This is a genomic window from Niallia tiangongensis (assembly GCF_044704065.1).
GTDB classification, from domain to species: Bacteria; Bacillota; Bacilli; order Bacillales; family Cytobacillaceae; genus Niallia; species Niallia tiangongensis.
In genome coordinates, this window is sequence record NZ_CP162613.1 from 4,027,181 (window position 1) to 4,045,739 (window position 18,559).

Here is an 18,559-nt window from a genome sequence, read left to right on the forward strand (position 1 = left end):
TAATAGGTAAACATTGCGGAAGACCTTAGTCCTTAGTAACTTCTACTAAAATAGGTATTTAGGATTATTCCAACTGGTTATAAAGTCTGTTTTATCCATTGTTGAGGTAAGGTAATATTTACTAATAAGGGGATGTGACGTAGCAAAATAGCTATTACATAAAGGAGACAAATGATATGGAAAAAGTAACTGCTGATATTACCGGATTTCGTATAAAAGAAGATGTATATTCTAACTCCATTGAAGGTTTATTTCTACTAAAAAAGGGCTCCATTCTTACGAAAAAACATGTAGATTTACTAACAAAGCATCAGGTAAATCCATTTGATGTAATTAGTTCTACAGAAGAAGCCCCTCCTTCCTCCGTCAATAATGAATTTACTGAATTAATAGATGTAGTGAAAGAAACCTTTCATTGCATGATAGAAAAGGAAAATTACAATGTAGATAGACTTCTTCATACCTATGAAAAAGTAATTGATTTTTCCCTTCAAGAATTAGCAATTTTAGATATTATCCATGAAGAAGTAGCACCAATGAATTATATTTATCAACATAGTATCAATGTCGGCATCATTTCAGCAATCATAGGAAAAATATTAGGGTTATCTAGAACGGAATGTCATCTACTAAGTCAAATGGGTTTATTCCATGATATCGGCATGCTCAAAATTGACCCATCTATTTTACAAGCACAAGACCGCTTAACGCAAAAAGATTATAAGGAAATCCAAAAACATACAACCTATGGAAAAAGCATTTTATTTCAGGTTTCTCAATTAGATATATTAATATCACGAACTGCCCTATTGCATCACGAAAAAATTAATGGAAAAGGCTATCCCTCTCACCGAACGGAAAAAGATATTCCATTTTTAATTCAAATTGTTTCGGTAGCAGACATGTTTAATAGCATGTGTAGTTCACACACCTATAAAGAAAAGAAAACCTACTTTGAAGCAATCAATGAATTAGTGAATGAAGCATATGGAAATGCATTAAACCCTGCCATTGTCATTCCATTTACTAATTTTATTATGAGAAAGCAACTCTTTAAAAAGGTCACCTTATCTAATAGTGAAACGGCGGAAATCATCTTTATCCATCAAAACGAACCACATCTCCCGCTTGTTCGTCAAAAGGATTTCTATATTGATTTACGTAAGACATCTTTGAAAATTGCTGGCATAGCCAATTGAATATATAAAAGAAATGGCCAAATCAAAAATGATTTGGCCATAATGCTATGCTCTACGGAAAGATTTTAAACCCCTTTATATGCTTTTCGATAAATGTCTGCCAACTCTGTTACTAATGGTAATTTAGGGTTCGCTGTTGTACATTGATCTTCAAAGGCACGATCTGCTAAATAATCCACTTTTGCTTCAAATTCTTTTGGATCTACACCTTGTGCTGCAATACTCATTGGGATATTTAACTCTTTTCCAAGTCTGATTACTGCTTTAACAAAGCTGTCTACCCCTTGTTCCACTGTATTAGCTGGCAATCCTAGAATTCTTGCAAGCTCTGCATAACGTTCATCTGCTTTAAAGTATTCGTATTTAGGGAATGCCATGAATTTTTTCGGTTTCTCTGCATTATAGCGAATTACATGTGGCAATAAGATAGCATTTGAACGTCCATGCGCAATATGGAATTCTGCACCTAATTTATGTGCCAAGCTATGGTTAATTCCTAAGAAAGCATTTGCGAATGCCATACCAGCAATTGTAGAAGCATTATGCACTTTTTCGCGTGCTTCTTCATCATTTCCATTACGATACGCTCTTGGTAAATATTCAAAGATCAATTGAACTGCTTTGACGGCTAATGCATCTGTATAGTCATTTGCCATATTAGATACATACGCTTCAACAGCATGTGTTAATACATCCATTCCTGTATCTGCTGTAACTGCAGGTGGTACTGTCATAACAAATTGCGGATCGATGATTGCCACATCTGGTGTTAATTCATAATCTGCTAAAGGATATTTAATGTTTTGTTCTTTATCTGTGATTACCGCGAAAGATGTTACTTCAGATCCAGTACCAGAAGTAGTTGGAATTGCTACAAATTTAGCTTTTCCACCTAAAGATGGATATTTATAAACTCTTTTACGGATATCTAAGAATTTTTGCTTTAATCCAAAGAACTCTTCATCTGGATGTTCGTAGAATAACCACATCCCTTTTGCTGCATCCATCGGAGATCCCCCACCAAGTGCGATAATGCAGTCTGGTTGGAATTTAGCCATCATCTCTGTTCCTCTAACAACAGTTTCAATAGATGGATCTGGTTCTACATCTGAAAACACTTCAACTTGCACAAGGTTTGAACGTTTTCTTAAGTTATAAAGTAATTTATCCACATATCCGAATTTAACCATGTATGGATCTGTTACGATAAACACTCTAGAGATATCCTTCATTTTTTGTAAATATTGTACAGAGTTTTTCTCAAAATAAATTTTTGATGGAACTTTAAACCATTGCATATTTACATTCCTTTTAGCCAGTTTTTTAACATTTAATAGATGAATATCTGTTACGTTAGTAGATACTGAGTTTTTACCATAAGATCCGCAGCCAAGCGTTAAAGATGGCATGAATGCATTGTAGATGTCACCGATTGCTCCTTGAGAAGATGGTGCATTATTGATAATACGGCATGCTTTCATTCTTAACGCAAAGCTTTCCACTACTTTTGGATCTTCAGAGTGAATAACTGCTGAGTGTCCTAATCCCCCGAATTCTAGCATTTCTTCTGCACGTTTGATTCCTTCTTCTGTTGATTCCACTTTATAGCACGCAAGCACTGGGCTTAATTTTTCTCTGGATAGTGGATAATTTGGTCCAACACCTTCTAATTCAGCAAGAAGAATTTTTGTATCTTCCGGAACTTTTACTCCTGCTAAACCAGCGATATAATGTGCAGATTTTCCAACTATATCCGGATTTACCGCACATGTATTTTCATTGATTACTAATTTTTCTACTTTTGCCAACTCTTCTTCATTTAAGAAGTAGCAGCTATTGCGAATCAATTGATTTTTTACTTCATCGTAGATTTCTTTATCTATGATTACCGCTTGTTCAGATGCACAAATCATTCCATTATCAAATGTTTTAGATAGAATCAAATCATTCACTGCTCTTTTTACTTTAGCTGATTTTTCGATATAACAAGGTACATTACCAGCGCCAACGCCAAGTGCAGGTTTTCCACAGCTATATGCAGATTTAACCATTCCTGGTCCGCCAGTTGCAAGAATTAATGCAATATCATTATGATTCATTAACGCTTTTGTTGTTTCAATAGAAGGTTTTTCTACCCATTGAATACAGTTTTCTGGTGCTCCAGCTTTAACTGCTGCATCTCTTAAAATTCTTGCTGCTTCACTGCTACATTTTTGTGCAGATGGATGGAAAGCAAATATAATTGGATTACGTGTTTTTATCGCAATAATAGCTTTAAACATTGTTGTAGATGTTGGGTTCGTAACAGGTGTTACCCCTGCTACTACACCTACTGGATCGGCAATTTCAACAATTCCTGTTTGTTGGTCTTCACTTATTACCCCAACTGTACGATCATACTTAATATTATGGTAGATATATTCAGTAGAGAATATATTTTTTGTAATTTTATCTTCATAAATGCCTCTGCCAGTTTCTTCAACTGCTAGTTTAGCCAAATACATATGTTTATCTAGACCAGCAAGAGCCATAGCCTTTACAATCTTATCTACTTGCTCTTGATCTAAAGACATAAATTCTTCCAGTGCCTTTTTTCCTTTTGCTGCCATTTCATTAATAACTGTTTGCACATCAACTTGCTCATTTTTCGCTTTTACTTCTTTTTCAACAACTGACATCGTAGATCCCTCCAATATAGAGAATAATAATGTGAAATAATTCACAAGTAACTTTAAAGAAAAAACCACTTTATAAAGCAGTTAATTTGTGAATGTTTTCACAAAAGATTCTTTAAAGAAAAACTACTAATATAGTAGTTTATTTTGCCTACTAACTTCCTACAATCTTATTGCATCTTTTCGTAATTTCTTGTTGTTTTTCTTTACATGCTTATCATATAACGACATGCCAAAACCTTCAAGCCTATTCATTAAAAATTGTTCAGTTTTTCACAATGTTGTTCACATTTTATACAAATTTGAAATAAATCCTTGTTTTACCTATAATATAAAATGTGATAAAATCAACAATGAAAGGGTTTACAATATGGATGAAAAATCGGAAAGAACTAACACGGATCATGATACCTATCAATTTATAATCCGTGTCTCCTATCAGTTGTTTATGGAATTGGGATTTCGTAAGGTCAGCACAAGGATGATTGCAGAGCGTTGTGGAATTACACAGCCAGCCTTATACCATCACTTTAAGAATAAACAAGATATTTATAAAGAAGTAATTATTACTTCTATTCAACAGACTGAAAATGCTTTATTAAAAATTACGAAAGAATATCAGACCCTTCAAGAATGTCTTTACCATATTGCTCTTTACTTTTTAGAACATTATCAAGAGGATCTCATGCAAATGTTCCATGACTTACAACATGAGATGCCAATTGATATACAAACCCAACTAAGAATTCGCTGGCAAGAGGGATTTTTCAAACCGATTAAACATGTGTTTGATATGGCCGAAAAAGAGAATAATATTTCTTTCCAAAAAATAGAAAGTAATAGCGAAGAAATAGCCTTCACGTTTCTACAATATATTCAAACCGCCATGCATCCTTCTCATATGAAAAAACTTTCTAATGCAGAACAAACAAAGGAAATCCGGCGTAAAGCAAAATTAGTCGTTCATCTATTTTTATTTGGAATAGTAGATAGATAATAATTTTCAAAAAAATACTTCCTTTCTTTCAAAAATAAATATATACTCACCTTATCACTTGATAAGTTCCTTTCCACACACAATTTATCAAATGATAAGCAATGTGTATTTAAGGAGTGAAAAAAAATGAAACAGTATATTCATCTTTATTTTGCCGCTGTTACTAGTAAAAAAGGAAAATGGATAACCTTAATTGCTTGGATTCTCCTTGTTGGAATCTTAAGTGTGCTCTTCCCTCAAGCTAGTTCACAAAAAAACGACTTAGCTAGCAATGTTCCAACAATTGCTTTATCACAGCAGGCCGAAGAAAAAATGAAGGAGGAATTTTCTGATGACCAAGGAACTCCTGCCTTAATTACATGGTTTCGCTCAACCGGCTTATCTGATAGGGATGTAGAGCAAATCCAAGAACTTACGAACCAATTAACAAATGCTCCACTTGCTAATCAAGCAGTAATTATTCCTTATCATCAACTACCTATTGAGGTAGTCAGACAACAAATTTCAGAAGATGGAACAACTTTAGTTCTCCCTATTTTATTTGCGAACAATTTAGCTACTAGTGAATTAAAAGACAGTATTCAAAACCTAGAAACTGTTGCAAATGAGATATTTGACAAAGATCCTTTTAACACTACATTACAGGATGAGACGAAATTACATGCGAGAACTACTGGCCCTGTTGGGATCTCCATAGATGCTACTGAGCTATTTAGCCAAGGGGACTTATCCTTACTCATTGGCACCGTTATTATTGTGCTTATTTGTTTACTTGTCATCTACCGTTCTCCTATTTTAGCGTTAATTCCTTTAATTGGAGTAGGTATTGCCTATGGAGTTATCAGTCCTTTGCTTGGTTTCATGGGAGAACATCAGTGGATTGAATTCGATTCTCAAAGTATTGCTATTATGACTGTATTACTTTTTGGAGCAGGTACTGATTATTGCTTATTTATTATTAGTAGATATCGAACGTATTTAACCAAAGAATCGATTAAAGAAATTGCTATGCAAAAAGCATTGCATCGATCCGGTGGAGCCGTGGCTATGAGTGGATTAACAGTAGTATTTTCTCTACTTGTCCTATTGTTCGCCCAGTATGGTGCCGTTCAACGATTTGCAATCCCATTTAGCTTAGCTATATTTATTATGATGATAGCCAGTCTTAGTCTTGTTCCAGCCATTCTAGCTATTATTGGAAGACTATCTTTTTATCCATTTGTTCCGAAATTAGACGAACAAATAATGCAGGGTAGTATAAAAAAGTTGGCCAGAAAAAGAAATACGCTAGGTAAAACAATCGGAAATGTAGTAACCAAACATCCATGGAAAGTGACTATTCTGACGACATTATTTCTTGGTATTTTTGCTGCATTTTCCCTTAAAACAGTATATACGTATGATTTATTGTCCTCCTTTCCAGATGATATGCCATCAAAAGAAGGATTTACTTTAATCGAAGAACACTTTAATGCGGGCGAACTCGCTCCGGTATCTGTCATTATTGATACAGAAGGAGAAAAATTTAAGGTCGGAGAAGAATTAAAACAATTAGATTTCATTGCAACGGTTTCAGAGGAAGAATCAGGAATAAACAATCCTAATTTAGTAAAATATTCGATTGAATTAGAAACAAATCCTTATTCAAATCAAGCGATGGATGAACTACCTATTATTCGTGATACCTTAGAAGAGATACTTCGTGAAAATGGCATAAAGGATCCAAATGATAATATTTGGCTTGCTGGAATAACTGCAGAACAATATGATACAAAAGAATTGACAAATCAAGATGCAAAATTAATTATTCCAATTATTTTAATCATGATTGCTATCTTGTTACTTGTTTATCTAAGATCCATTACAGCAACATTCTATTTAATAGCATCTGTACTTCTTTCTTACTTTAGTGCTCTAGGCTTAGGGTGGGGCATTCTTCATTATGGATTTGGAGTAGAAGCAATTCAAGGATTAATCCCCTTGTACTCCTTCGTCTTTATTGTTGCTTTAGGAGAAGACTATAATATTTTCATGATATCAAGCATTTGGAAAAAACAGAAAGAGATGCCTCTCTTACAAGCAGTAAAAGAGGGAGTTGCAGAATCAGGTGGGGTTATTACTTCTGCAGGAGTCATTTTAGCAGCTACCTTTATGGTGTTGACTACTCTACCTATGGAAGTGCTTGTCCATTTTGGAACGATAACGGCTATCGGGATTGTGTTAGATACATTTATCGTAAGACCGTTTTTAGTACCGGCAATTACTTCTCTATTAGGAAATGCTGCCCTTTGGCCCAGCAAGAAAATACATGTAAAAGGAAAGGAATAAAGGATTACTCTCCTCCAAGGTTTGTCTTTAAATAAGCCTTGGGGATTTTTTATCTCATCCAAAACATTTCCATCTTAAGTAAACATCCCCCCTAGATTTAGGTGCATTATTCTACTTTACTAAGTTAATTTATATTGATGATTTTTTTCCTTTGGCTAACTATTTTATCTTTCTAACACTTTTGTTGATATGTATAAAAACGTTGCTCTAGACCCACCCTATAAGGAATTGATATGATAAGTGGGTTAGTTAAGGGGGCATTTGTAATGGATAAAAAATATGCAGACTTAAAGCTCGGAGAACGGGCTGCGATATTGAGCATTTTTACATATATTATATTAGCTTCTGTGAAATTATTTATTGGGAACAGCACTGGTTCGCAAGCCTTAAAAGCTGATGGTTGGAATAATTTTACGGATATTATTGCTTCTGTTGCTGTATTAATTGGCTTGCGTCTTTCCCAAAAACCAGCGGACAAAGATCATCCTTATGGTCATTGGAAGGCAGAAACAGTTGCTTCTTTAATTGCTTCCTTCATAATGATGAGCGTGGGATTGCAAGTATTATTCCAAGCCGTTTCTTCCTTCTTTAGCCATACAAGACAAGCACCTGATTTAGTAGCTGCCTATACAGCCATCGCTTGTGGTGCTGTAATGTTTTGCGTTTATCGCATTAATTTACGTTTAGGCAACAAAATTAATAGCCAAGCTGTTAAAGCTGCTGCAAAGGATAACTTCTCAGATTCAATCGTTAGCTTTGGAACGGCCGTTGGTATTTTTGGCGCTCAACTAAAACTAACCTTTTTAGATCCCCTTGCTGCCTGCATTGTTGGGCTATTAATTTGTAAAACAGCCTGGGGCATTTTCCGAGAAACAACCCACTATTTAACAGATGGGTTTGATGTTTTATTAATTGATCAATTCAAAAAAACTATTTTGCGTACGGAAGGTGTAAAGGCTGTAAAAGAAATTAAAGCAAGAAACTACGGAAACAACCCAGTTGTCGATGTAGTCATTACAGTTAACCAGCAGCTAGATGTTACTCATGCCCATGATATTTCATCCGCAGTTGAGAATGCTTTAATAGATGAGTTTAATGTGTTAGAGGTACATGTGCATATAGAACCAGACGAAGAAAAATAAAAACGACTGGATATTGGTAATGCCCCCCCAAAAGTTAGAGTGCAAAAATCTAACCTTTGGGGGTACCCACCATTTTATCCCTTCGTTTTTTTGCAACTAGATAATCCGGCTAAAGTATTAATATGCCTTGGCCCAATACACTAATTTACTTGCTTTCTTCCCACAGCATACACAAGTATCTGCAATTACCTCCTGTTCAAAAGGCATGCATCTAGATGTTGCACTTGTTTCTTCCTTAATTTTATCTTCGCATGCTTGATCTTCACACCACATTGCTTTAATGAATCCTGGCTTTTCTTTTGTTATCCATTGTTTAAATTCATTGAAGCTTAAAGCAATATGAGTATTTTCTTCTCTATGATCGATAGCTTTCTGTAGTAAATTATCTTGGATATCCTTTAACAATTGGGCAATTGTATCCTCTAGTCCATCCATTGATACAAATTGCTTTTCTCCAGTATCTCTGCGAACGAGCACAACTTGATTTTTCTCGATATCCTTTGGTCCTACTTCTAGACGTAAAGGAATTCCCTTCATTTCATACTCATTAAATTTCCAGCCTGGCTTTTTATCACTTCCATCAATGCCCACTCGAATGGAACTGTTTAGTTTCTTCTGCAAATCATAGGCAAAATCCAAAACCCCTTCTTTATGCTGGGCAATTGGTACGATCATTACTTGAGTTGGCGCAATCATTGGCGGTACTACTAAGCCACGGTCATCTCCGTGAACCATAATCATGGCACCAATAATTCGAGTAGTAAAGCCCCATGATGTTTGGTGAACATGCTGGAGGTTTCCGTCCCTATCAGAGAACTGAATTCCAAATGATTTTGCAAAGCCATCACCTAGATTATGAGACGTTCCTGATTGTAATGCTTTTCCATCATGCATCAAACTTTCAATCGTATACGTATATTTAGCACCAGCAAACTTTTCTTTTTCTGTTTTTCTCCCTTTGATAACAGGAAGTGCTAAGTATTTTTCACAAATTTCCGCATAGACTTCAAGCATTTGAATAGTTTCTCGATCTGCATCTTCTTCTGTTTCATGACACGTATGCCCTTCTTGCCATAAAAATTCTAATGTACGTAAAAATGGACGAGTAGTCTTTTCCCAACGCACTACATTTGCCCACTGATTATATAGCTTTGGAAGATCGCGATAGGAATGGATAATATTTTTATAATGCTCTGCAAAAAGAACTTCAGAGGTTGGGCGCACACAAAGTCTTTCTGCTAATTCCTCATCTCCTCCATGCGTAACCCATGCTACTTCTGGAGCAAATCCCTCGATATGATCCTTTTCCCTTTGCAATAGACTTTCTGGAATAAACAGTGGCATATAAACATTTTCATGTCCTGTTTCTTTAATACGTTTGTCTAAAGCATCTTTAATATTCTCCCAGATTGCTGTTCCATATGGTCGAATAATCATGGACCCTCTTACACTTGAATAATCGATTAGTTCTGCTTTTGTAACAACATCTGTATACCATTGAGCAAAATCTTCTTCCATACTAGTAATGCTTTTTACAAAATCCTTTGCCATTTTAGGGGCCTCCTATTTTCAATATTGTAATATCTGTCATTAATTAAACTATTTCACCTTGTAAAGTTCTTCTAAGGATTGCTCTTGCGAGGGAGTACAAATTAAACCTGTTTTCCACGGGGCGAGTTAGCTTGCTCCGTGGAGCCAGGATGGTATTTACTCGCTAATCTACGTGTAACCCAGTTTTTTTAAAAGCCCTTTTTATTAAAAATAGCCATTAAAAAAGCTTTGCCTTTTATTAGGGACCATAAAAATGGCGGTACCACCCTAATTCAAAGCAAAGCTTTACACTCATCCATGGTAACGGTATTGAACCGCTGAATCTTTCTAAACAATGTCTATTCGATACAGAACGAAAAAGGCAGGTTCCACAGATAGCCTATAGGTCCTTTCAGCAATTAAACCCTCTCTTCTAATAGACATGGCTGTATACTATTCCTTTTTATAGTTTCTTTATTCATTTCTTTGTGAAAAATCATATCGGATAGAATCATTATTGTCAATATGGATTTTTTTATTCATTTTATAATGGATAGGCAATAGTTTGTTACCTTTTCTCCTTTTTGAAAGTGGGACGGGCAATGAGTGGACTTCTCTGTTACCTTTTCTTGCTATTTCTCTTGCTCGCGGGCATAGAGGGTGCTTCTCTGTTACCTGCTCTTGCTGATTCTCTTGCTCTCGGGCACAGAGGACGCTTCTCTGTTACCTGCTCTTGCTGATTCTCTCGCTCGCGGGCACAGAGGGCGCTTCTCTGTTACCTGCTCTTGCTGATTCTCTCGCTCTCGGGCACAGAGGGCGCTTCTCTGTTACCTGCTCTTCCTTTTTCTCTTCCTCTCGGGCATAGAGAGCGCTTCTCTGTTACCTGCTCTTGCTGATTCTCTCGCTCTCGGGCACAGAGGACGCTTCTCTGTTACCTGCTCTTGCTGATTCTCTCGCTCGCGGGCACAGAGAGCGCTTCTCTGTTACCTGCTCTTGCTGATTCTCTTGCTCTCGGGCACAGAGGACGCTTCTCTGTTACCTGCTCTTCCTTTTTCTCTTCCTCTCGGGCATAGAGAGCGCTTCTCTGTTACCTGCTCTTGCTGATTTTCTCGCTCGCGGGCACAGAGAGCGCTTCTCTGTTACCTGCTCTTGCTGATTCTCTTGCTCTCGGGCACAGAGAGCGCTTCTCTGTTACCTGCTCTTCCTTTTTCTCTCGCTCGCGGGCACAGAGTAAACAGAGTAAGTTTCTCTGTTACCTTTTATATTAATCATTTGAATAAAAATCCAATGTCGCTTGAAGTGCTTGACCAGCAGGCAGTTTTACTCCATGTCTAATAAGGCAGGCTTCTAGACTGGCAAGTACGAATAAGACATTTTCTTTTCGGCAGCTATAGCCCATCGTTCCAATTCTCCATATTTTTCCATTCAAAGAGCCAAAGGAGCTTGCAATTTCTACGCCAAATTGCTGGAGCATCATACTTCGGACCGACTCTGCATCGATTCCTTCTGGCACTTTAATGCAAGTAACAGTTGGGAGTTTCCACCTTCTATCACTAAATAGCTCTAGCCCCATTCCTTTAATTCCTTCCATTAATGCTTGTTCATGGTATTGATGTCTGGCGAATCTATTTTCCAGTCCTTCCTCTAAAACAATTCTTAATCCCTCATGTAGTGCGTATAACATAGAAGTTGCTTCTGTATGATGATTTAATCTTCTTGGACTCCAATAATCCTGTAATTGTGCTAAGTCTAAATAATTGGAGCGAATCGGAGCATGGGCTTTTTTCTCTGCTAACTCACTGTCTGTTGCTATCCCTCTTTCTACCTTTTTCCGCGCAATCAATACTTTTTCCACTCGGTCATTATACGTAATAGGAGCATTGCCCGATGGCACTGATAAGCACTTTTGGTTTCCCCCAATAACTGCATCTATATGCCAATTATCTGTTTGAACATCTACTCCGCCAATCGTTGCCACAGCGTCGACGATAAATAGAATATCTTGTTCACGGCATGCCCTACCAACCTCTTCTAATGGCTGCATACACCCAGTTGATGTTTCTCCATGAACAAGGGCAACAATTTTTGGTTTCACTTTCTTCATTTCTGCAATGATTTCTTCCGGATCAAAGACTTCGCCCCATTCACAATGAAGTAAATGAATATCTGCCCCATATCTTTCAGCGATTTCTGTTAACAAGTGTCCAAATCTTCCGTAAATCGGTATTAGTACTTTATCTCCCGGCTCAATAATACTGGCCAATACAGCTTCAAGTCCAGATCTCGAGGTTCCATCTATCGGATATGCCCACTGGTTTTTTGTTTGGAAAACTTGTTGGATCATCACCATCACATTATTCATGATAGCTGTAAATGCTGGATCGAATTGCCCTAAAATCGGAGTGCTTAATGCTCTTAATACTCGTGGATCCACTTCAACTGGACCTGGTGTCATAATTGTTCTTATAGGTGTGTTTAATTCTGAAAAAGTCATTGGTTACGTCCTTTCCTTTTTTCTCTTCTGCTTTTCGGTTCTCTTGCTCCAAATAAACGCTCTTTTTCCTTCTATAAAAATAAGCACATTACTTAATAAGCCAAGCGGTGCAATAATTTAATAAGAACAATAATCCCTCTTTTTAAATCTTCTAGATTTGTGTGTTCTTCTGGAGAATGGCTGACTCCAGCTACGCTTGGAACAAATAGTAAGGCTGACGGACAGTATGTTCCAAACACCTGCGCATCATGCCCTGCCCCACTGATCATTTTTCGGTTTGGAATATCCATTTCTTGAACGATGGAATGGGCTAGTTCTCTCAAATCTGCATCCATTTCAACAGCCTTAATGTCCATCCATTGTTCCCACTCAACATTCATGCTCGCTTCTATGCTTTTCTGCTTAAAATAAGCAAAAATTTTCTTGCAAAAATTATCTAGCACTTCTTCTTGATGATGCCTGACATCTAATGAAAACGTCACTTCTTTCGCAATCACATTCGGAACATTTGGCGAGGCTACTATTTTCCCGACTGTTGCTACTAACTGAGAATCAATATCTGTAACTTGGTTTATAGCATAGGTAATTAATTCAGCAGCTAAATGCATACTATCCTTTCGATAACACATTGGAGTCGTACCTGCATGATTGCTCTCTCCTGTTACTTTGACAGTAAATCGTCTTTGCCCAACAATATGAGAAACGACGCCAATGGACTCCTGCTCTTTCTCCAATACTGCACCTTGTTCGATATGTATTTCTATGAAACAATCAATATCTGCTCTTTTTACTTGTTCTCTATCTGATTGCAAGCCCATCGATGACATCGCATGAGAAAAGGAAATATTTCTCGCATCGTATAATCCTTTGCAATCACCCCTCATATATTTTCCTGTTATTGAACCTGACCCCCAGAAAGCTAAAGGAAATCGACTCCCTTCTTCCTCGCATAATGATACGACTTCTATTGTTTTTTTGGGGATTCCATAATGTCTCTTTAAATAATCCAAAGCAAGCAGACTAGCTATGATTCCATACGCACCATCATATTTTCCACCATCTATTACTGTATCAATATGGGAACCTGTCAGAATTGTTTTCTCCTTTACAAGCGACCCTTCTAGCCTGCCAAACAGATTACCTACACCATCAAAATACGTACTTAAACCAGCCTCATTCATTTTTTGTAAAAGAGAATGCTGTGCTAACCGCCAATTTTCATCATAGAGAAGTCGTGTAACTCCACCATTTTCGGTAGCCCCAAATGCAGCCAGCCATTCCATCCACTTACCCACCTCTTTTGTATCTAATTCAATAGATGTCTTCATTTCTATCGCTCCTCTCGGGTGATGTTTCCAATTGCTTCAACCTATTCAAAAATGAAGGAACAGGCTAATTCATTTTGATATATTTCCATACCTTTTTCATGGAATAAAATAACAATTTTAACTACGCACTTTTATTATGTAACCATTATTTTAATAAGCACTCACTGGCAATACATTAGATAAAGTGTTAGAATCATCTAAATACTTTGTATAAAATAACTAAAACTGATATGCGGAGACACCTTGTAAAATAGTATGCTTATAGGAGGGGATAAAATGAAACTAGAAGAAATACTGCAAAAACCGGTTTTTGATGCTGTGGAAGTCATTGCAGGTCACACTGGATTAAATAAAGAAATAAAGAATATTACAATGATGGATGCGCCTGATATTGTTGAATATTTACATCCTAACGATTTATTAGTTACTACCGCTTACCATCTTAAAGATAAGCCTGATGTTTTGCTTTCCTTAATAAAAAGTATGCAAGAAAAAGATTGCACTGCTCTAGGTATTAAAGCAAAAAGATTCTTAGGACATATTCCACAAGAAGCAATTCAATTTGCAAATGATAAAGGCTTTCCACTTTTAGAAATTCCTTTAGAAACATCACTTGGCGAAATTGTTAATGGCTCTTTAAATTACATGCTGAGTCAGAGAACAGCAGAGTTAACTACCGCCTTTGAAACCCACCGGAAATTCACACAGCATATATTAAAAGGAAAAGGCATAAAAAGGCTTGTCGACGACTTATCGCAAATGATTAATAAGCGAATTGTTTTACTTGATGCACATTTTCAAATGCATACCTCTTCTCATACTAGAAATTCGATTGAAAACTACTTTAGCTCCCTTCATGCAAAAGGATTTGAATTTTTATTAGCAAGCTCGCCCTATTCTTGTTTTTCAAGCAGAAATACAGAAGAGGTTTTTACTATTTTTCCAATCTATACGCATATGAGGAAGCCAGCATTTCTAGTTGTACTTGGAGAAATCTCGATTGAAGACAAGAGTTTATTGCTTACCATTGAACAAGCTACCAACGTTTTATCTTTTGAGCTAATGAGAGAAAATACAGTAAAGCAATATTCAAGAAGGGCACGAAATGATTTCTTCACTCATTTTGTGGAAGGAAAATTTACCTTTGCTGAGGAAATTGAAAGTCGAGCAAAAGAATTTTCTATAAAAAGGGAACACGCTTCGATTGCAATCATTGGAAAAATGGATAACAGTGATCAATACATGTCCTTTACACAGCATTCTGTTGAGGTAGATTATATATACGAATATTTGGAAACGGAAATAAAAAAAGCGCCTTTTGCCTCCCAGCTTTTTATAAAAGATGATCACTGTATTATTATTATGGAAGTCGCCCATTCATCGTATGATTTAGACCATTCGATTCTTCCTTATTTGCAAAATATTCAAGAATATATCGGAAATACCTTTAAAAGGTCTATGTCATTTGGTATTAGCAATGTTTTTCAACGCCTATTAAATATACCTAATGCATATAAAGAAGCACATAGCGCCTTACATATTGGACAGCTTTCTGGAAATATTCCCTTTATCCAGATTCACCGGCCAAAAGATGTGTTTGAGATGTTAAGAATTATTCCGACAAAGGATCTTCAGGAATTTTACGATTATATCTTTCAATCATTCATAAACAATCAGCAGCAGGAAGAGGAACAAATACTACTCAACACATTATCTGTATACTTAGAAACTCATTGCCAAATTTCTGAAACGGCAAAACGCCTTTATGTTCACCGCAACACAGTAATCTATCGTTTAGAAAAATGTGAAGAACTTTTAGGAAAAAGCCTTAAAGATCCAGAAACTACCTTCCATCTTCGGTTTGCTTTCCGGATAAAGTCGATTTTAAAAACGACTGAAGGAAAAAAACAAATTCAAATATAATGGAGTCTTCTTAGATATATAATCTATATTTTCTAAATATTTTGTACAATATAACCAATGACTTCTTTCTTCTCGCTCATTATGATGTTAATTATCATAACGAACAATGTTAACTTTATTAACATTCAAGAAAAAGGAGTGTAACGAATGGCTCAAAACAAAGAAAAGGGTTTGAAAATTTTTTCTTTAGGACTACAGCATGTGCTTGCCATGTATGCAGGTGCTATACTCGTACCGTTATTAGTCGGAAGAGCATTAAATTTAACAACTGAACAACTTGCTTATCTTGTTGCAATTGATTTATTAACATGTGGAATTGCCACCTTGCTTCAAGCTTGGAAAAATAAATATTTAGGAATTGGATTACCCGTTGTTCTTGGTAGCTCCTTTGTTGCTGTTACGCCGATGATTTCCATTGGAACAAACTATGGAGTGACTGCTATTTATGGAGCCATCATTGTTACTGGACTTTTCATGATTATTTGCGCTCCTTTTTTCAGTAAAATAACAAAACTTTTCCCTCCTGTCGTGATTGGAACAGTCGTCACTATTATTGGTTTATCTCTCATTCCATCAGGCATTAAAAATATGGGAGGAGGAGCAACAAGTGAAGATTTTGGTTCCATTGAAAATCTGATTCTTTCATTTGGGGTATTATTATTTATTCTATTGTTAAATCGCTTCACAAAAGGATTTATGCAATCATTGTCTGTTTTAATTGGAATTATCGCCGGCACTGTTGCTGCTGCCTTTCTTGGAAAAGTTAATCTATCCCCAGTAAAGGAGGCGAGTTGGTTCCATTTTCCTGAACTATTTTATTTTGGGACTCCTAGTTTTGAAATTGGTCCGATCCTTACGATGTTAATTGTTGGTTTGGTCATTGTCATTGAATCAACTGGTGTTTTCTTTGCACTAAGCAAGATTACTGAAACACCTTTAAGTGAAAAGGATTTAACAAGAGGATATAGAGCAGAAGGGGTTGCCATTACTTTAGGTGGATTATTCAATGCATTTCCATATAACACCTTCGCACAAAACGTTGGTCTTGTACAGCTTTCCAAAGTGAAAACCGTCAATGTTGTTGTCGCTGCCGGAGGAATCTTAGTCTTCCTAGGACTCATTCCCAAAGTTGCAGCATTCGCTACCATTATTCCAACACCTATATTAGGTGGAGCAACGGTTGTTATGTTTGGGATGGTTGTAGCTTCTGGAATCAGAATGCTTAGTAAAGTAGATTTTACTGATCAAGCTAACTTATTGATTATGGCGTGCTCCATTTCCATCGGTTTAGGAGCTACTGCAGTTCCTACTTTATTTGATCAACTCCCTTCTGCACTACGTATCATTGTCAGTGATGGAATTATTACTGGAAGCATAGCAGCTATCCTGTTAAATCTTCTTTTTAGGGTAAAAACAATTAAACAAAACACTAATACTTCTATTCTCCCTACACAGGAAGTAAGCGAAACACATACACTTTAATGAGAAAAGAGGCTGTTCTTCAATGAACCGACCTCTTTTCTCTTTACCTTTATTAATTTCTTATCGTTGCCAGTTTCATCGTTTTCATTCTTACCTGCTCTGGATCGACCTGAATTCTCGCTACATTTGTTTCCATTGCTGTTCTCGCAACGGCGGCAGCAACGGCTGGAGCTACTCTTTGATCAAAGGGACTTGGAATGATATACTCCTCATTCAGCTCTGATTCCGCAATTAATCCTGCAATTGCTTCAGCCGCAGCTTTTTTCATCGCTTCATTAATAGTCATTGCTCGAACGTCTAAAGCGCCACGAAAAACACCTGGGAATGCCAATACATTATTTACTTGGTTCGGAAAATCAGATCTTCCTGTTCCGACAATCATAGCACCTGCCTCTTTCGCTTCAGCCGGACTTATTTCTGGCACTGGATTTGCCAGCGCAAAAATAATCGCATCCTTATTCATCGTTTGTACCATCTCTTTTGTTAAGGTATCTGCGACAGAAACTCCGATAAATACGTCCGCTCCTCTAATAGCATCGCGCAAAGAACCTTTTTCATTCTCTCCATTTGTGAATGTTGCTACAGACTCTTTTGTTGGATTCATGCCAACTGGTCTACCAGTATAAATTGCTCCTTTTGTATCACATAAAATCATATTGATTACACCGGAAGAAAAGAGAAGTTTCGCAACAGCTATCCCTGAAGCACCAGCCCCATTTATAACAATTTTTAAATCCTTCATTTCTTTGTTTACAAGTTTAAGCGCATTGACAAGTCCAGCCAAGGTTACAATCGCAGTACCATGCTGATCATCATGAAATACAGGGATATCTAATTCTTGCTTTAATCGTTCTTCTATCTCAAAACAATAGGGTGCAGCAATGTCTTCTAGATGTATCGCACCAAAAGTAGGAGCCATCAATTTCACAGTTTCCACTATCTTATCTTCATCTGCTGTATTTAAAGCAATCGGAAAGGCATCTACTCCAGCAAAGCTTTTTAATAAAATTGCTTTTCCCTCCATAACAGGAAGAGATGCCGCTGCCCCAATATTCCCCAAACCAAGTACAGAGGTACCGTTTGTTACAAGGCCCACCATATTGCCTTTCATCGTAAAATCATATACAGCTTCCGGATTTCCAAAAATTTCTTTACACGGTTCGGCCACTCCTGGAGAATAGGCTAAACTTAAATCCTGGGCATTTTTCACTTCTACCTTTGCATGGATTTCTAATTTCCCTTGGTTGACCTGATGCATATGTAAAGCTTCTTCTCGTAAAGACATTTTATCTCTCCCTTATTAGCGCAATTTCCCTCTAATACAATTGCTTCTTTCTATTGGGGCATTTTTCTAGTATAGGAATTTTTCTTACCTAAAATGATAGATCGAAAAACATAAAAAAACGCTTTCAAAAAAATACTAACTATCTAAAAAAAAGTAAGCATCATCAGACGTTTTTT

General features: G+C 36.7%; 11 protein-coding genes and 1 other annotated feature. Of the genes, 6 read left to right on the top strand and 5 right to left on the bottom strand.

Annotated features, from left to right (window positions below; translation table 11 throughout):
- Positions 1–176 precede the first annotated feature (176 nt).
- Positions 177–1,199, top strand: coding sequence for an HD-GYP domain-containing protein (locus AB3U99_RS19305; protein WP_400243278.1), 1,023 nt, complete (start codon positions 177–179; stop codon positions 1,197–1,199).
- A gap of 65 nt (positions 1,200–1,264) precedes the next feature.
- On the opposite strand, the gene adhE is transcribed toward AB3U99_RS19305, so the two are convergent.
- Positions 1,265–3,877: a bifunctional acetaldehyde-CoA/alcohol dehydrogenase gene (gene adhE / locus AB3U99_RS19310; protein ID WP_400243279.1), complete on the bottom strand. Its 2,613-nt coding sequence runs from the start codon at positions 3,875–3,877 to the stop codon at positions 1,265–1,267.
- Between the two features lie 367 nt (positions 3,878–4,244).
- Here adhE and AB3U99_RS19315 point away from each other — a divergent pair, with 367 nt between their 5' ends.
- The 3 genes from AB3U99_RS19315 to AB3U99_RS19325 all read left to right on the top strand — a co-directional run bounded on the left by AB3U99_RS19315 (position 4,245) and on the right by AB3U99_RS19325 (position 8,341).
- Complete coding sequence (locus AB3U99_RS19315) at positions 4,245–4,871, top strand: TetR/AcrR family transcriptional regulator (RefSeq protein WP_400243281.1); 627 nt, start codon at positions 4,245–4,247, stop codon at positions 4,869–4,871.
- 126 nt (positions 4,872–4,997) lie between these two features.
- Entirely contained in the window at positions 4,998–7,199 is a 2,202-nt protein-coding gene (locus AB3U99_RS19320) for an MMPL family transporter (RefSeq protein ID WP_400243283.1), read from the top strand.
- A gap of 266 nt (positions 7,200–7,465) precedes the next feature.
- A complete protein-coding gene (locus AB3U99_RS19325) occupies positions 7,466–8,341 on the top strand; it encodes a cation diffusion facilitator family transporter (protein ID WP_400243285.1) in 876 nt (291 codons plus the stop codon).
- Between the two features lie 117 nt (positions 8,342–8,458).
- On the opposite strand, the gene proS is transcribed toward AB3U99_RS19325, so the two are convergent.
- From proS to AB3U99_RS19340, 3 genes are all read right to left on the bottom strand, one after another.
- Positions 8,459–9,892, bottom strand: a complete 1,434-nt coding sequence (proS, locus tag AB3U99_RS19330) for a proline--tRNA ligase (RefSeq protein ID WP_400243287.1) — start codon at positions 9,890–9,892, stop codon at positions 8,459–8,461.
- Positions 9,893–10,129: 237 nt separating this feature from the next.
- Positions 10,130–10,347 (bottom strand) — a binding site (T-box leader).
- Between the two features lie 788 nt (positions 10,348–11,135).
- Positions 11,136–12,365, bottom strand: a complete 1,230-nt coding sequence (locus AB3U99_RS19335) for a pyridoxal-phosphate-dependent aminotransferase family protein (RefSeq protein WP_400243288.1) — start codon at positions 12,363–12,365, stop codon at positions 11,136–11,138.
- A 92-nt stretch (positions 12,366–12,457) separates the two neighbouring features.
- Positions 12,458–13,693, bottom strand: a complete 1,236-nt coding sequence (locus AB3U99_RS19340) for a Zn-dependent hydrolase (RefSeq protein WP_400243289.1) — start codon at positions 13,691–13,693, stop codon at positions 12,458–12,460.
- A gap of 276 nt (positions 13,694–13,969) precedes the next feature.
- Between AB3U99_RS19340 and AB3U99_RS19345 the strand changes: the two genes are divergently transcribed.
- Both AB3U99_RS19345 and AB3U99_RS19350 read left to right on the top strand, forming a co-directional pair.
- The gene (locus AB3U99_RS19345; protein ID WP_400243290.1) at positions 13,970–15,616 is read left to right on the top strand and encodes a PucR family transcriptional regulator; all 1,647 of its coding nucleotides are present in this window, start codon (positions 13,970–13,972) and stop codon (positions 15,614–15,616) included.
- Positions 15,617–15,763: 147 nt separating this feature from the next.
- Entirely contained in the window at positions 15,764–17,098 is a 1,335-nt protein-coding gene (locus tag AB3U99_RS19350) for a nucleobase:cation symporter-2 family protein (RefSeq protein WP_400243291.1), read from the top strand.
- A 52-nt stretch (positions 17,099–17,150) separates the two neighbouring features.
- On the opposite strand, the gene AB3U99_RS19355 is transcribed toward AB3U99_RS19350, so the two are convergent.
- Complete coding sequence (locus AB3U99_RS19355; RefSeq protein ID WP_400243292.1) at positions 17,151–18,383, bottom strand: NADP-dependent malic enzyme; 1,233 nt, start codon at positions 18,381–18,383, stop codon at positions 17,151–17,153.
- Positions 18,384–18,559 lie beyond the last annotated feature (176 nt).

Coding starts and splice junctions, on each gene's coding strand:
- AB3U99_RS19350 (WP_400243291.1), top strand. CDS start 15,764: ATGGCTCAAAACAAAGAAAAGGGTTTGAAAATTTTTTCTTTAGGACTA.
- AB3U99_RS19345 (WP_400243290.1), top strand. CDS start 13,970: ATGAAACTAGAAGAAATACTGCAAAAACCGGTTTTTGATGCTGTGGAA.
- AB3U99_RS19340 (WP_400243289.1), bottom strand. CDS start 13,693: ATGAAGACATCTATTGAATTAGATACAAAAGAGGTGGGTAAGTGGATG.
- adhE (WP_400243279.1), bottom strand. CDS start 3,877: ATGTCAGTTGTTGAAAAAGAAGTAAAAGCGAAAAATGAGCAAGTTGAT.
- AB3U99_RS19320 (WP_400243283.1), top strand. CDS start 4,998: ATGAAACAGTATATTCATCTTTATTTTGCCGCTGTTACTAGTAAAAAA.
- AB3U99_RS19325 (WP_400243285.1), top strand. CDS start 7,466: ATGGATAAAAAATATGCAGACTTAAAGCTCGGAGAACGGGCTGCGATA.
- AB3U99_RS19315 (WP_400243281.1), top strand. CDS start 4,245: ATGGATGAAAAATCGGAAAGAACTAACACGGATCATGATACCTATCAA.
- AB3U99_RS19335 (WP_400243288.1), bottom strand. CDS start 12,365: ATGACTTTTTCAGAATTAAACACACCTATAAGAACAATTATGACACCA.
- AB3U99_RS19355 (WP_400243292.1), bottom strand. CDS start 18,383: ATGTCTTTACGAGAAGAAGCTTTACATATGCATCAGGTCAACCAAGGG.
- AB3U99_RS19305 (WP_400243278.1), top strand. CDS start 177: ATGGAAAAAGTAACTGCTGATATTACCGGATTTCGTATAAAAGAAGAT.
- proS (WP_400243287.1), bottom strand. CDS start 9,892: ATGGCAAAGGATTTTGTAAAAAGCATTACTAGTATGGAAGAAGATTTT.